This is a genomic window from Endozoicomonas sp. YOMI1 (assembly GCF_024606345.1).
In the GTDB taxonomy this organism is placed as follows: domain Bacteria; phylum Pseudomonadota; class Gammaproteobacteria; order Pseudomonadales; family Endozoicomonadaceae; genus Endozoicomonas.
Genome location: NZ_JAHHPM010000543.1, coordinates 1 through 14554, shown reverse-complemented (window position 1 = coordinate 14554; position 14554 = coordinate 1). Strand labels below are relative to the sequence as shown.

Sequence of the window (14554 nt, the reverse complement as noted above, 5' to 3'; positions counted from 1 at the left end):
CTGCGCAGCCATTTTGAACAGCTGGATCTTCGTTGGAATTCCTCGCAATAGCCCTACCATTAATAATCGTCATTCCGCCTTGCCCAGCTGTCCAAAATGACTTGCTCGATCTCATATTTAAAAGGCGGAATTGGTATTAGTACCGACTCAGGCTCACTCCCTTTTCGATCCGGCCCTGATGATAACGGCATCTCAACACGGATTGAAAACCACCAATTTTTCTCAACGACATGGGGCAGTTCCGAACCTGAGGACCATTCCTTTACCCTAAAAATTCCGCAGCGACCAAACGCTCCGGTTTTCACCGCCCCTGATGCGGAATTTTATGGTCACCATCCCATGACTTCCTTAACAAAGGGGATGGTAAGCTTGCGCTTGGCACGCAGGGAGGCACTGTCCAGCTTATGCAACAAAGTAAACAGGTTGCCCATATCCCGGGAGCCACGATGAATAATAAAGCGGGCAACATCATCACTCAGGTCAAAGCCACGATAGTGAGCCCGAAGTTTGAGTGCTGAGACTTTGTCCCGGTCATCCAAAGGGCGCACCTGAAATACCATGCCCCAGCCAAGGCGGGAAACCAGATCCTGAAGTAGAATACCCAGTGCCCTGGGAGGATTGTCCGCCGCCACCAGAAATCGGGTTCTGGAGTCCCTGAGCCGGTTAAACAGATCAAACAGCGCCTCTTCCCACTCATCGATACCGGCAACCTCACCAATATCGTCCAGGCAAACCAGCTGCAGCCGCTCAATACCTTCCAGAAGCTTCGGAGAATAATGAACCAGCTCTTTCATGGGCAGATAAATGCTTCGGCCGCTGCGACGGTCCACCTGATGACAGGCAGCCTGAAGCAGATGGCTGCAGCCGACCCCTTTGGGGCCATAGAGGAAAATAAACTGCTCGGATTCGATGCCGGGAACCGATCTATCCATATCCAGAAGATTGACCAGCGTTTCATTTCGCCCACTGTAGAAGTTGGCGAACGTGGCATCGTCTCTTAACTGGACACTGAGCGGTAGCTGCACAGGCAAACTCATAATGGACATCAAATCCGTAAAGGTGGTGTGATACTGACAACAGAAATTGCAACGTTACAAAAGACAGTAACACAATAAAACCGTTCAATTATCAACCGGTATTGACTGACATCAATAGACCGGTCAATAAATCGTCTTCAGCCCTATTTGGCAACCGCTATTACACTATATGGGCTGTTTTTTAAAAGAAAAAGAGTATGACAAAAATAGGACAACAACAAAAAGTGTATCAGTCTTTCTCTTCGGCTGCTCCGGCATGATAAAGATTGCTGGCCTTATAGTTTCTATGCAGGTGGCGCAAGAATACCATAATTATCGCGGCCATGGGCAGGGCTATAAGCATTCCGACAAAACCAAACAGCTGCCCGCCCGCCATCAAGGCAAAAATCACCGCTACCGGGTGCAGACCAATTTTATCACCCACCAGCAAGGGCGTCAGAACCCAGCTCTCTAATACCTGCCCTGCCATAAATACAACCACCACCAGCCCTGCCCCCACATAGCCATCAAACTGAAACAGTGCGACAACCATCGCTGCAGCAAACCCCAGGACAAATCCCATATAAGGGATAATGCTGGCCAGTCCGGCAAGCATGCCAATCAGAATAGCGAACTGCAGGCCAATCATGGTCAGCCCCAGGCTGTAAATGACACCCAGTGCCAGCATGACCATCATCTGGCCCTTGAGAAAGGCGCCCAGCACTTCATCGCACTCATATACCAGAGTCACAGCCACAGGCTCGATATTGCGGGGCAACATCATTTTCAGGTTATCCATCATCTTGTCCCAGTCACGCAACAGGTAAAAAGTCACCACGGGAATAAGCAGCAGATTGGCCACAAACCCAATCAGCGCAATGGAGGACCTGGACACGGAAATACCAAAACTGGCCAGAAGCCCACCGGCCTTCTGCCATTGCCCAGCCAGCCTTTTGGAGATTTCCCCAAAATCAAAAAGGGAGGGATCAATCTCAATATATTTCTGAATGTACGGAAGTGCATTCGTCCCAATCCAGGTTTCCCACACCGGTAGCAGACGGATCATCGTCTTAATCTGATGGGCCAGTGTTGGAATCACCACCAGCAGCACCGTAATCAGTACCCCAAATATCAGAGAAAAGACGCAGACGACCGACAGAGTTCTGGACAACCCTTTTGACTCAAGCCAGTCCACCAATGGGTCACCAAGATAAGCCAATACCATACTGACGACAAAAGGCGTCAGTACCGGCCCGAGAAAATGAACAACCAGAAACAGTCCCAGCGCAACAGCGGCAACCATATAGCGCTGATGAAGAGTAAGATTCATCGTAAAAGTCCTTGTGTAAAAGCGCCGTGGCATCAGAAAGCCACTGGAAATCTACCAAGTACGCAGAAGCAAAAATTATAAGAAAAACGGTAAATTCACAGGCGACAGATATATACGCTTAATCCCAGATTTCTTCCTGAAACTGGAACATACTTCGAAAACTCTGCATCCCGGGCATTACCTTGATGCTGCAAATAACTCCAGCCTGTTGTGCAAGAACTATCACTACTATTCACATGGACCACCGCATAATGTATCTCTGACAGCAAATCAGCAGACAGCCAGGAGGCTGTCAGTAGGACCAACTGTAGTGCATAGTTGCCGAAGAGCCAGACTGCAAACCCGGTGCAACCGGCCTGAGATTTCGCCCCAGGGCCAGGGCATCGGCTAACTGGCTTTCAGACCCATCAATAACCAGCTCCAACTCAACCGTTGAACCTGCCACCCGGTGAACAGACACATCACGAATGGCCGTCATCCGCTCAAGGTATTTATTAAGGGCGGCATAATCTTCCAGACTGGCAATATTCTCAACCACCAGCAAAGTCTTGCCACTGGCATCGGAGGCATCAATGGCATAATGCCGGGACAAGGTTGTCCCCACCAGGTCAGCGGCCTGCTGTGTCAACGCAACAGCATCCAGGCCATTAACCGCCACAGACTGATTCATCCCCCGGAATATCAGGGTCAGCCGACCATAGTAGAGTTCGTCTTGCGATAGAGAGTCTTGTGATAGAGAACGGGATAAACGCCCGGTCAGAATCGATTCAGAACCATAACGTCGGGAAGCCTCCTGCAATTTGTGGGTAAAGCCACCCCATACATCAACGGTTGAAATCGTCGCAGCATCTTCAAAGTCCATCAAAGGAAAGAGCACCGGTAAGCCCCGCCCCTGAAAGCTCTCAGCAAACACCACCGGAAAGGTACCTGAGGCATTGACGATTGAGCGCTGCCCACCACTCTCCACCGCCAACCAAACCAGTGTCGATGGTCTGCTCTGCCCCCAGATGGCCACACCGGCACTGCGCAGCAGGCGGTTGATCGCCTGCTCATCAAACACAGCCTGCAAATACTGCTGACGGTTGAGAGAGGAATCCTGATCAGCAGGAGAGCTGTGAAAACCAAATTTGCGAATGTAGGTTTCCGGCTCAGCCAGTGCACTTCTTACCACACTGTTGGCAAGCACCTCACGCTGTCCGGCCACTTTCACCAGCACATCTGCCAGAGCCTGAGTCATGGCGTCAGTTCGCTCCTGATAACCTTGTCCGGACACGGGCACTTGCTGACTGTATAGGCCTTTGACCGTGGCCGCATGGGTATTTTCAGGCAATGTGAACAGTACCAGAAGACCCACGACCAGACAGGCCGCCTTAACTGCTGAACGAGCTTCAACAGCGGACAAGAAGGTAAGTGGACTGATCAGGTTTTGCAAGAGAGCGTTGCATCGCTTAGCCACAGGCATCAATAAAATCCTGTACGTAAAAATCAAAAGAACTTTATTCTGCCATAAATCCGGCAAAAAATACTGCTTTTGCCAACGGCTGGATAACTGGCGGGCTTTATTAAAGCCCTATAGCACTAATTTTGTACCCCCATAAATTAGAGCCGAATGACCAAAAAAATACCACCAGACATCAGCAACAATTCGGTAACAGCATTGCGATAAATACCACACCCTCCTAGAATAGCCGCCTTCATCCACCCAAACCGGGTTGGACTGAACACCGCCCCGGGTCAGTGAACAGTCCGGATTAAAACACTGCCGACACGGCCGGTGGAAACAAGCTCGGGCAACAAGCGGATTGATATCAATGAACAAATCGGATTCCAAAACCTCCCTGAGTTACAAGGATGCAGGTGTCGATATCGACGCTGGAAACACTCTGGTTGAACGAATTAAACAGGTTGCAAAAGCCACTTCCCGTCCTGAGGTGATGGGCGGCCTGGGCGGTTTTGGAGCGCTGTGCCAGCTGCCAGCCGGGTATAAAGAACCGGTTCTTGTTTCAGGCACCGATGGCGTGGGTACCAAACTGAAGCTGGCCATGGACCTGGGGATGCATGACCATATCGGTATCGATCTGGTGGCCATGTGCGTCAACGACCTGCTGGTTTGTGGCGCCGAACCGCTGTTCTTTCTGGACTATTACGCCACCGGCCAATTAAATGTGGATGTGGCTGAACGCGTGGTCACCGGAATTGGCAGAGGCTGTGAACAGTCTGGCTGTGCCCTGATCGGGGGTGAAACGGCGGAAATGCCCGGAATGTACCAGGGTGACGATTACGACCTGGCCGGCTTCTGTGTCGGCGTTGTTGAAAAGTCTGAAATCATTGATGGCAGCAAAGTCTCCGCTGGCGACCTGTTAATCGGTTTGAAATCCAGCGGACCGCACTCCAACGGTTACTCACTGATCCGCAAGGTTCTGGAAGTGGCCGGTTCAGACCTCGACGCCCCTCTGGCAGGCAAGCCTCTGGCAGAGCACTTGATGGCGCCAACCCGCATTTACGTCCAATCAATGCTGCAGCTGCAAAAGGAACTGCCAATTCATGCCATGGCCCACATTACCGGGGGCGGCCTGCCAGAGAATCTGCCAAGGGTAATCCCTGAGGGCTGTCGCGCGGTGATCAACACCCAGAGTTGGGAAATCCCGGCCATCTTCCGTTTCCTGCAGGAAAAGGGCAATATTAAGGCCTTTGAACTGTACCGTACCTTCAACTGTGGTATCGGCATGGTGCTCTGCATCCCCGGGAGCCATTGGGAGCAGGTACTCAAGCGTCTGGAAGCGCTGGGAGAGGAAAGCGTCATTATTGGCCATATTGAATCCGCAGACAGCGATGCCGATCCTGTGGTTTTTCAATAACAAAATCATTGAAAGTATTCAGGAAACAGCAGTGAGCGAGAAAAAGCGAGTTGTCGTTCTGTTATCAGGAAACGGCAGTAATCTTCAGGCACTTCTGGATCAAGAACATCACTACAGTTATCAAGTTGTCGGGGTCATCAGCAACGTACCAGAGGCTTACGGGCTGGAAAGGGCCAGACAGCACAAAGTGGCTGCCCTTGGTCTGGACTACAAAGTCTTTTCTTCCCGGGGCGCCTTTGACCAGAGACTGGTGGAAGAAGTTAACCGCTTTGAGCCGGACCTTGTGGTACTGGCCGGTTATATGAAAATTCTAAGCCCGGAGTTTGTGGAAAAATTCGCTGGCAGATTGATCAATGTCCACCCTTCCCTGCTCCCTGAATACAAAGGCCTTGGCACCTATCGTCGAGTACTTGCCGATAAAAAGACCCGGCATGGCTGTACCGTTCACTTTGTAACACCAGAACTGGACAGTGGTGCCCATATCATTCAGGCTTCCATGAGTGTCGGCCCCACCGATAATGAAGAGGGTCTGAAACAGCGTGTTCAGGCCATGGAGCACCAGATCTACCCTCTGACCGTACACCTGATCACTTCCGGCAGGCTTCAGCTGAACGGTGACAAAGTGCTACTGGATGATCACCCTATTGACCCACTGGGCTACCAACTGCAGGAAAACGCCCTGGAACTGGCATGATTAATCCGATTCATACGCTTTTTCATCGCCACAAAGTGAGCATGAAAGAATCATTGATAACTCACCCCGGCAAATATGGCCCGGGCACTCTGAGAGCGGCACTTGCCCTGACCCTGGTGCTAGCGGGCAATACGGGCTTTGCCGCCACCCAGACAAAAAAAACGGATAGCGCGAATCCCGCAGCCTTTACGCTCAAGCCATATTCCGCAATCTATAAAGCATCCATCAAAGGGATACCCTTTGGTGGTTCCGGAGAAAGATCCCTGACACAAAATGCTGATGGCACCTGGACCCTTGAGTTCAGTGCCGATGCGGCGTTTTTTGGTATGAAAGAGACCAGCCATTTTGCCAGTGAAGGTGCCCGGCTGATCGCCAACCAATACGTGCAACAAAGAACCGGGCTTGGCAACAAACCAACGGAATATGCCACCTTTGACTGGTCCAGCAATAAGGTCAACTGGCAACAGGGGGACCGGCAGTGGTCGATGGACCTGAAACCGGCAACCCTGGACAACCTGAGTTACCAACTGAAACTACGTATGGATCTGGCTGCCGCCCACGGCCAACCGCTGAACTACGACGTTGCCGATGACGATGAAGTCTATCAACGCAAATTCATCATCGAAGGCGAAGAGACATTAAAAACTGACCTTGGCAACCTGAAAACCGTCAGAGTCAAAATACAGAGAGACAGTGATGAACGGGCAACCTGGATCTGGTTTGCCAAAAACTATGAGTACTTTCTGGTAAAGCTATTGCAGGAAGAAAAAGGCACGGCCTATACCATTGAGATCAAAGAGGCTGCCATTGATGGCAAGCCACTGAAAAAGAAACAAACCACCAAACTGTCTGAACGCCCTAAACATCCCTGATCAATTTTTTCTTACATCTGTAAACTGAAGGAGCCTGAAATGCGATTTCTTCACACCATGCTGCGTGTTGGCAACCTTGATCGATCCATCCAGTATTATACGGAAATTCTTGGTATGAAACTGCTGAGAAAACACGACAACGAACAGTACCAATACACCCTCGCTTTTGTTGGCTATGCCGATGAGTCTGAACAGGCAGTGATTGAACTGACTTACAACTGGGGCACTGAACAGTACGACCTGGGCAATGCCTTTGGTCATGTTGCCCTGGGTGCTGATGATATTTATGCCACCTGTGAAGCCATCCGTAAGGCCGGTGGCAAGATCACCCGGGAACCGGGTCCGGTGCTTGGAGGCACAACCGAGATCGCGTTTGTAGAAGATCCGGATGGCTACAAAATCGAGCTGATTCAAGCCAAAGCCGCTTCTGAAGGGATTAACGGCTAATCCTGACTATCTTTCTAAATGAACACAGTGGTAAATCAGTTCTGTGGATCCAGTCAGGTATTCACAGAACCAATAGACCGTTATTGCATTTACTGGTTGCGTTTTGAGATTTCATTAATGTTCACCTCGCTTGCTGAATATAATTTGCTCCAGAGGCCAGCCTGACAAGATCCCGTTGACTCTGCCAGAGCTTTTCAGACAATTCAGTAACCGTCTCATTACGACCAGAGACAACCCAGTCGGCAATTGCATCCGCTACATCGGGATATGGATTGGCTGCTTTACGCTGGGCGTTTTCTATAAAATGCTTCAGATTTTCATAAGTCAGGCAATAGAACACTTCAGCCAGGTGCCGATTTTCAAGTGTATAGGCATTGGATAATTGTTCTATTTGCCCCTTAAGAGGTTTAGTTAGAACGGGTAATCCAATGTGCAAGCATTCAGCGATAAGGGTAAATCCGCAATTACAAATCACCCCTCTGGATGACTGTAGACTTTCTTTAAAGCTTTTTACGCTCATTTGAAAAAACTCCGCATTGCCAACAACTTCCGGCGTCCTGGGACCATAAATTTTAAAACTGTATCCCGAAAACTGGTTTAATAAACTGGCAACATTATCCTGATTTTCAAAGGGCAAATAGACAACAAGATGATTTTTATCTGGACATAGTCGCATTGTCGTATCTATGACCGGAGGCAAGATGGGCTGGTTGTTAAAAGTAACCCAATGAAGCCCGACAGTTTCTGTAACCGGAGCAAAGAGTTTCATAGCTAACCTTGGAATAGAAAATCTCTGCAGCATGGGAACATCGTAGTCAAACGAATACTGATGACCAAAGCCAAGGACTGCCCTGTTTCCTAAATACCCAGCCCAGGCTGTGACCGGTTCTAAGTCAGAGATAATAAGGTCATAGTCCTTCACATTTAATTTCCAGACATCCCGTACAAATCCGAAAAAGCTGTTATGTATTAAATGTATTAATGTTTGAAAAAAATTAATACGACCATTTTTCGTTATAAAAGTAAATCCATCCCGGTGCAAATAATTACCAAACACTTCCATATCATTAAGTTTTAAGTGTGTTATCTGATATTGGAAAAATAAGACGATTGATCGGCAGGTGATCAGTTGTTAAATGCCTGTTAAAGTATTCAACCAAATGTTCCGTAAGAGCCGTTTTAATGTGTTGATACCTGGGTGAATAAGCCCTACACACCCGGTTCCATAGTTTACTGGAAGTACTTTGAATTTCGTTATTCTGATAACTGTCAAACTCTAAGCGCAGGGCATTAATGGCTGATGTGTTCATCGAAATTTCCCGACCAGAACCTTGTGACAATTGAATCAAAATAGCTGGGTAGAGTTCTGTTGTGAAATGATTTTCCTTTACTGACTTGCTATTCCCGGCATGTGGACAAAGCCCTACTTTTTGAACACATTCACAAGACCTGACACTGTTTTTGCTTTCGGCTATAAATATACTACGATGTTTATTCTATAACCCTGAAATAATGTAATTATATTGAGGATTAGATATATGATGCCTTCAGGAGTTCAATGCTTTTGTAATAACATTTTTTTTTCATCGGATATAGAACTAAAACAGCATGTAAAAGAGAAACATTTATTACCCACGTTTAGCTGTAAATCTGTTTCATTTTTTGAAAAAGAAAGAGAAATTCCTGCCAACTCAGATTTTTGGGAACATACAAATAGGCTTGAACTGACAAAAAGAATATGTATTGAATTAATGGATTCTGACCCTAAAAGTGCTGACCTTCCCCTAGATCATATTCGACGATGCATCCGATTAATTCAAAAAGAAATTAACACAATAAAATTGAACAATAATCTTTCCTTACATTCAATCGGATTGGCAGAGATAGAAAACCCTAAGTTTCTCATTTTTTTAGGTCTTAATCCTGTTGACATTCATAATGTTTTAGCAATTGCTTATAGTGGTAGTTGTATGCACTGTACTACAACTACTTCTTCAGATATTGATTTATATGTAATTACAAAAAATCATGGGATTGAAAAAGATTTTTGTGATTTTGATTTGGATTCAAAAAAATTATCAAAAAAATATAAGCCCAGAATTCATAGTACGAGTTCCAAATTCACAAAAAATACAGGAAACAATATCGATGTTATGATATGCTCATTGCCTGTATTTATTCGTCTGTGTTTGAACTCTGATTCTACTGCTTTGGATTTACTGCATGCCGGTGATGAATTAACTTTATATGAGAGCAGTAAAGGCTTTTTTTCAGAATTAAAAAAGCATAAAGATACATTCTACTCAAAATATTTACCATACGTTGGATTTGCAAAAAGCTTGATAAGTAAAACGAAAGTTATCAATCCTGCAGGATTGGTTTCTGATAAAGAACAGCAGGATCAGTTGTGTAACCTTATTAAAATTCTTAAAGCTCACTATTTTGACAACCTTGAAAATATCCTGGAAAACATCGAAGGTTTTGATGAGTTAATTGTCCGTAACGTCGATAACAATCAAAGCTATTCGATAGCAGGGTTGAAATTTGACGCAAGAATCAAAGTTAAGAGGGTGATCGTACCATTAGAAAAACAGCTGGAAAAGATTAAAGGGGGTATGACAAATAATAAAAATCTATCCATAGTTGCTCGCCTCATAACTCAGCTCAAAGAGTTATACATTAATGGTGATTTTGAATACCCACTGCCAAACAGCTCTTTTATGATAAATTTGAAATCAGAAGTATGCAGTGATGAAGATACTAAAAAAATGGATGAGATGATAGATGAATTTTTAGCTCAACATAAAGAATGGTCAGAGAAAAGTAGATTTGCAGACAGTGGGGATAAGGATTTCTGGAAGAAATGGTTGCAAGAAAAAGGTGTCGGTGGTTCCAAAAAAAATTGAGCAGTTTGGCTGCTCATGAATAATGCGTTGTTAAAGCACTGATTGTCTGTGGCCTTCTTGAAAATAACTACCGGCAAAAAACCTGATTTTTTTGATACTTTCGGTTATGATATTTAGCTATTCTGACTGTAGATTCTTTGGGTGTCCTGTGATTTTCTTCCAAGCTTAAAAAAATGGAGCCATCGTTACTATTCTTAGCCCTGATCATATATATAAACATTACCAATATTGCTTTTGCAATATAAATCTTGACGCCCCCATGGAACATGTTGATTCTGAATATTTACACTTCTATTTCCCATATTAGTTCTTCCATTTGCATTGACAAGCAAGCTGTCGACTTTAACATTTACATTTCCCATATTGGTATGAAGTTCCCCTCCGGATTTAACTCTGTAGCCACTCTGGGTATTAATATTTCCCATATTAGTGTGTAATTTCATCCTACTGACAAATGACTCCGGGAGCCTCAGTTGGATATTTTCACAACAATCGAGGTTAAGATTATTATTTCCAAGACTTGGTTCTTTAGATGATATAACCGACACCTGATGTTGGTTTCTGGCGTTTTGTCCTTCGATAAGGATATCCCCCCGTCCGGTATGTATACCAATAAAATGAACATTATCTGCTCTAAAATCATGTTTCCTGACAGGGGCACTTACCCAGGGCGGAGTTGTAATCGATACATTTTGACCAGATAAAATCTCTCCATTACGAATAACAAGATTGGTACCTTGAACCTGTCTTCCATTAACAGTGATACTATCACCGACTCCTATATGAATATTACCTCCTGACCTGAAATTCCTGCCAGTACCAGAAGCATAATTCACAGAGTAAGAATCTGAAGCTTGCGAGTTGATGGTTCTATTGCCAAATGAAGAGATAATATTGCCAAATTCTGAAGATGCCCCGGAATAAACATTGCCATAACCTCTGGTATTTCCCAACATTTCGTTTTGTCCCACATGCTGGCTGGTTCTAACAGTACTTTGTGAGGGACTGGAATTAATCCGTTGTATCGCATCATTCTGTACCCGGCTTTTATATTTATCGTTACTTGTTCCAGTAGATGGAACATTTTTAAAAAGCCCTGCAAAACTCTCTATTTGATTATTAATCAGACGTCCTGTACATTGCAAATCATCTTGAATTGAACCAGTAAACTCCTTCCTATGGTTTGGACATTTTTTCGGATCAGGAAGATCAAAATAACAAGATGCGCATAAAATCATCTCACAACATCGAGTTGACAGCGGTTTTTCATAAACATCAAAACATACCCGGCACTCAAGTTGTGAAAGAAACTTAATAGCAGCAGCTTTTTCTGAAGCATCTTCTACAGATTTTAATGTTTGTCGATTACCCTTAGAAGATAGGTATTCAGTTTCGATCCATGTTGCTTGGCTTGCACCTGAAATATTCATAAAGTCTCCACATATTGTCTACCAACAAAATAAAAATAGAAAAGAAAAAGAGAAATGGAAATAGAAAATAAAACCCGATGTTCGACTTTTAAATTGACCTGACGGGGAATGGCTGCCCTTCCTGTCTGCTATTAAACAGTGGACTCCAAGAAGGATATCAGCCATGTCAGTTGAACAGTTTATTTTCTTTTTTTCCCGGGCCTGGGGCCAAGTGGATTGGGCATAAGATCAGACTGTCCACGCAGGTATTCTGCCGTCTTATAGTGGTCACCAAGCATCGCTTCCTGTATCAGGGGAGTGTAGTCACTGGCAACTCTAATGTAATCTCCCTCCTGTAGCAGCTCCTCAACCAGTGTCGTGAGCCCACCTCTGGCGGCGGCTGCTATCAGGGTTCCCGACTTTGTGCTGTTTTTTTCAAAGGTTGCGCCCACACTGCGCAAATATTGCACCATATCATAGTGGCCAGCGCAGGCAGCCCCCCAGATCGGGGTATCACTGCCGGTACCGTTGGCATTGACATCCACACCCTGTTCGAGAAAGAAATTGACCAGCTCGCGATCACCGGTCTCGGCCGCAGCATAGATCGGGGTACGGCTGCCTGAGCTTAACGCATTGACGTTGGCACCCTGCGCAACCAGAAACTTCACGATATCACGGTGACCATTCCTGGCTGCACTATAGATCGGGGTATGAGCACCTTTTCTACCACCGTCAATGTTAGCACCCTTGTCAACCAGTAATGACACCATATCAAGGCGTCCCGATCGGGCCGCCAGGTGCAGAGGGGTATATATGTCTTGTTTAGAACCGTTGACGTCTACACCGTGTTTAATCAAATACTTCACTACGTCAATGTGACCCTTAATGATGGCATGACCGATCAGGGTATCGCCGTTTTCGCAGGTGTCTAAACTGACACCGGTTTTATACAGGTACCTTACAACGTCAACATGGCCATTTTTGGCTGCTTCCATGATCGGGGAAGGGAAACATTGGTCGGTGATTGCGCCTTGTTGATGCAAGTAGCGCACCAGCTCAAGGTGACCCTGCCGGGCTGCGGTTGCAATGGGGTGGTCATACCCACAGCGCTGATTGATATCTGCGCCCTGTTCAAGCGATGCTTTAATGGCATCAATGTTGCCAGTCCGGGCCGCCTCAATCAGCTGTTCATTCTGCGCTATCTGCTGCTCGCTCAGCAGTTCGGAGGTGTCTACAATAGTCGATTGTGTAGCCACGGGCTCGGTGCTTTTTTCAAGTACAGTGATCTTTCTTGTTTTTTTACCCTTTGTAGACTGGCCGGAATGGTCGGGCGGGAGTGGTGTTTCACGTTTTGCTTCCGGTTTCTGGCGTTTTCTTTTTTTATTGTTGGCTTGAGCGGGTACCGGAGCAGGATATGAAGAACTGGTACTAGCAAGGCAGTCACCCTTGTCCATAGTCATGAAACCTTTGGTTGTACTTCCTTACTATGGACAATCACATTTTGCTTTTTATCCCGGCCATGTAAATAAAAGATCAGTCGATATCGGGAGGCGTTTTTTCATTGTATATACAAAATTGATAAAACCGGATTCCAGGACATGTAATTCAAGACAGGGCCAGCGGCATGATCATTGGCAAGATAACTTAAGCCGATACTCCCGTGATACCAAGGCTTCAATACTCTGTTCCCGGAAGATGGTCTTTAAACACCCGCAGCATAGCCGGATCAGTAATAGGAAACGACACAGAGACAAACCGCTCTTTAAAGTCATCCTCAGCCAAAAGATCCGCAAACAACCGCGCAATATCAGCTGCGTCATGGGCGAAGATCCCACAGCCCCAGGCTCCAAGAATCAAATGTTTCACACCATTGTTGGCAGCGACGGTCAGGATCTTTCTTGCACGGGTATACATTGTCTGCTGAAGAGTCTCTTGCGGGATTCCCTTGCAAAAAGGCCGGTCCACTGCCGCAGCGGTAATAAACGAGATCAGGTAAGGTTCTTCCGGATTGCCGTTATCATCTCTAAAAACAGGTACATCCGGTGAATACAGGATCGTATCAGAGTAAAGCCCTCGATGGATTGCGTGATGTTGCTTGTTATAACTGTACATCTGCCTTCCTGTGTCACTGTCCAGAGAAGCAAACAGTGCAGAGGCTCTTGCCAGGCTATCTTCCTGGGTGTTGGTGCCATCCCGGAACATACCCCCGGGGTCAACAGCAGAGGCAAAATTCAGGCAAGCCACATGGTCTTTGCCATTCACCCTGGCAATCCGGTGACACGCTGCCAGAGAGGTTTCCTCCATAACCTGAATATCAGTAAGGGGATAGAAGTAATCTGCAGAGGGCTGAAGGGGAATGGAATCGTTGGCAGCATAGAACCGGGTATTGGCAATACACCGCTCAACAGTTGCTTTTAGATCTATTGTTTTGCCATTTAACTTGAACGCTTTATTGTTCAATATCTCTACTGTGTCCAGTGCTATTTCTCTGAACTTTGCCTGCTCTGGATTCATAGCGGATCGTTTAGCCGATGATGCCACTGTTCTGGTGCTAATGGGTTTTCCTGAACGACCTGAAAGCCCATGGGCTGAGGAGGCTAACGACCCGGCAGCCCTGACTTTCTGCTTCTTATTTCTGTAAGTTTGAGGCGCTTTTACAGCAGGCTGACTGGCCACCGGTTGCATCGTCTATGCCCTCATCGTGTAGGTACCGATTTGTCAGTATGACCTGCTTTTTCGATTTCACAGATTTAGCACTAAAAAATCAAGCTGACAAAGTATCGGTTCTGGATTAACCATTTGCTCATTGGCTGCCGCTACCTGAGCCTGGAGCATTGGAATAGTCATAGCTGTTGATGTCGATGGTTCCATGAAATTAACCTGAATAATTTTTGCTCCCCAGCAGGCTGTCCGAGAATAGCGTACCCTACTGCGGCGGCAGCAAATTGGTCTAAAAATCCACTTGTGTTCGGCAAATAGCCCCGCTATTCACCTCACAAAGCCGAATTTTTATCCTCAATTT

General features: G+C 46.2%; 12 protein-coding genes. 5 read left to right on the top strand and 7 right to left on the bottom strand.

Annotated features, from left to right (window positions below; all coding sequences use genetic code 11):
• Positions 1 to 329: 329 nt before the first annotated feature.
• The 3 genes from hda to KDK15_RS19385 form a co-directional block, all read right to left on the bottom strand.
• The gene (gene hda / locus KDK15_RS19395; protein WP_257297045.1) at positions 330 to 1046 is read right to left on the bottom strand and encodes a DnaA regulatory inactivator Hda; all 717 of its coding nucleotides are present in this window, start codon (positions 1044 to 1046) and stop codon (positions 330 to 332) included.
• Between the two features lie 220 nt (positions 1047 to 1266).
• Positions 1267 to 2346: an AI-2E family transporter gene (locus KDK15_RS19390; RefSeq protein WP_257297044.1), complete on the bottom strand. Its 1080-nt coding sequence runs from the start codon at positions 2344 to 2346 to the stop codon at positions 1267 to 1269.
• Positions 2347 to 2638: 292 nt separating this feature from the next.
• Entirely contained in the window at positions 2639 to 3808 is a 1170-nt protein-coding gene (locus KDK15_RS19385) for a DUF2066 domain-containing protein (RefSeq protein WP_257297043.1), read from the bottom strand.
• A 349-nt stretch (positions 3809 to 4157) separates the two neighbouring features.
• On the opposite strand from KDK15_RS19385, the gene purM reads away from it, so the two are divergent.
• Genes purM through gloA form a run of 4 tightly spaced genes read left to right on the top strand, consistent with a single transcriptional unit; the run spans position 4158 to position 7217 of the window.
• The gene (gene purM / locus KDK15_RS19380; RefSeq protein WP_257297042.1) at positions 4158 to 5204 is read left to right on the top strand and encodes a phosphoribosylformylglycinamidine cyclo-ligase; all 1047 of its coding nucleotides are present in this window, start codon (positions 4158 to 4160) and stop codon (positions 5202 to 5204) included.
• Between the two features lie 31 nt (positions 5205 to 5235).
• On the top strand, positions 5236 to 5898 hold the full coding sequence (gene purN, locus KDK15_RS19375) for a phosphoribosylglycinamide formyltransferase (protein WP_257297041.1): 663 nt from the start codon (positions 5236 to 5238) through the stop codon (positions 5896 to 5898).
• Positions 5895 to 6770 carry a DUF3108 domain-containing protein gene (locus KDK15_RS19370; protein ID WP_257297040.1) on the top strand — a complete coding sequence of 292 codons (876 nt, stop codon included), beginning with the start codon at positions 5895 to 5897 and terminating at the stop codon, positions 6768 to 6770. The genes purN and KDK15_RS19370 overlap by 4 nt, the downstream gene beginning before the upstream one ends.
• Before the next feature lie 39 nt (positions 6771 to 6809).
• The gene (gloA, locus tag KDK15_RS19365; RefSeq protein ID WP_257297039.1) at positions 6810 to 7217 is read left to right on the top strand and encodes a lactoylglutathione lyase; all 408 of its coding nucleotides are present in this window, start codon (positions 6810 to 6812) and stop codon (positions 7215 to 7217) included.
• A gap of 121 nt (positions 7218 to 7338) precedes the next feature.
• Here gloA and KDK15_RS19360 read toward each other — a convergent pair whose 3' ends face one another.
• A complete protein-coding gene (locus KDK15_RS19360) occupies positions 7339 to 8280 on the bottom strand; it encodes a glycosyltransferase family protein (protein WP_257297038.1) in 942 nt (313 codons plus the stop codon).
• A gap of 475 nt (positions 8281 to 8755) precedes the next feature.
• Here KDK15_RS19360 and KDK15_RS19355 point away from each other — a divergent pair, with 475 nt between their 5' ends.
• A complete protein-coding gene (locus tag KDK15_RS19355) occupies positions 8756 to 10123 on the top strand; it encodes a hypothetical protein (RefSeq protein WP_257297037.1) in 1368 nt (455 codons plus the stop codon).
• 194 nt (positions 10124 to 10317) lie between these two features.
• Here KDK15_RS19355 and KDK15_RS19350 read toward each other — a convergent pair whose 3' ends face one another.
• The 3 genes from KDK15_RS19350 to KDK15_RS19340 form a co-directional block, all read right to left on the bottom strand.
• Entirely contained in the window at positions 10318 to 11553 is a 1236-nt protein-coding gene (locus tag KDK15_RS19350; protein ID WP_257297036.1) for a hypothetical protein, read from the bottom strand.
• A 179-nt stretch (positions 11554 to 11732) separates the two neighbouring features.
• A complete protein-coding gene (locus KDK15_RS19345) occupies positions 11733 to 12986 on the bottom strand; it encodes an ankyrin repeat domain-containing protein (protein WP_257297035.1) in 1254 nt (417 codons plus the stop codon).
• Positions 12987 to 13206: 220 nt separating this feature from the next.
• Positions 13207 to 14217, bottom strand: a complete 1011-nt coding sequence (locus KDK15_RS19340) for a TIGR02452 family protein (RefSeq protein WP_257297034.1) — start codon at positions 14215 to 14217, stop codon at positions 13207 to 13209.
• Between the last annotated feature and the right edge of the window lie 337 nt (positions 14218 to 14554).

Excerpts from the sequence above, each read along its gene's own strand:
- hda (WP_257297045.1), bottom strand. The coding sequence starts at position 1,046 with ATGTCCATTATGAGTTTGCCTGTGCAGCTACCGCTCAGTGTCCAGTTA.
- KDK15_RS19390 (WP_257297044.1), bottom strand. The coding sequence starts at position 2,346 with ATGAATCTTACTCTTCATCAGCGCTATATGGTTGCCGCTGTTGCGCTG.
- KDK15_RS19385 (WP_257297043.1), bottom strand. The coding sequence starts at position 3,808 with ATGCCTGTGGCTAAGCGATGCAACGCTCTCTTGCAAAACCTGATCAGT.
- purM (WP_257297042.1), top strand. The coding sequence starts at position 4,158 with ATGAACAAATCGGATTCCAAAACCTCCCTGAGTTACAAGGATGCAGGT.
- KDK15_RS19370 (WP_257297040.1), top strand. The coding sequence starts at position 5,895 with ATGATTAATCCGATTCATACGCTTTTTCATCGCCACAAAGTGAGCATG.
- gloA (WP_257297039.1), top strand. The coding sequence starts at position 6,810 with ATGCGATTTCTTCACACCATGCTGCGTGTTGGCAACCTTGATCGATCC.
- KDK15_RS19360 (WP_257297038.1), bottom strand. The coding sequence starts at position 8,280 with ATGGAAGTGTTTGGTAATTATTTGCACCGGGATGGATTTACTTTTATA.
- KDK15_RS19355 (WP_257297037.1), top strand. The coding sequence starts at position 8,756 with ATGATGCCTTCAGGAGTTCAATGCTTTTGTAATAACATTTTTTTTTCA.
- KDK15_RS19350 (WP_257297036.1), bottom strand. The coding sequence starts at position 11,553 with ATGAATATTTCAGGTGCAAGCCAAGCAACATGGATCGAAACTGAATAC.
- KDK15_RS19345 (WP_257297035.1), bottom strand. The coding sequence starts at position 12,986 with ATGGACAAGGGTGACTGCCTTGCTAGTACCAGTTCTTCATATCCTGCT.
- KDK15_RS19340 (WP_257297034.1), bottom strand. The coding sequence starts at position 14,217 with ATGCAACCGGTGGCCAGTCAGCCTGCTGTAAAAGCGCCTCAAACTTAC.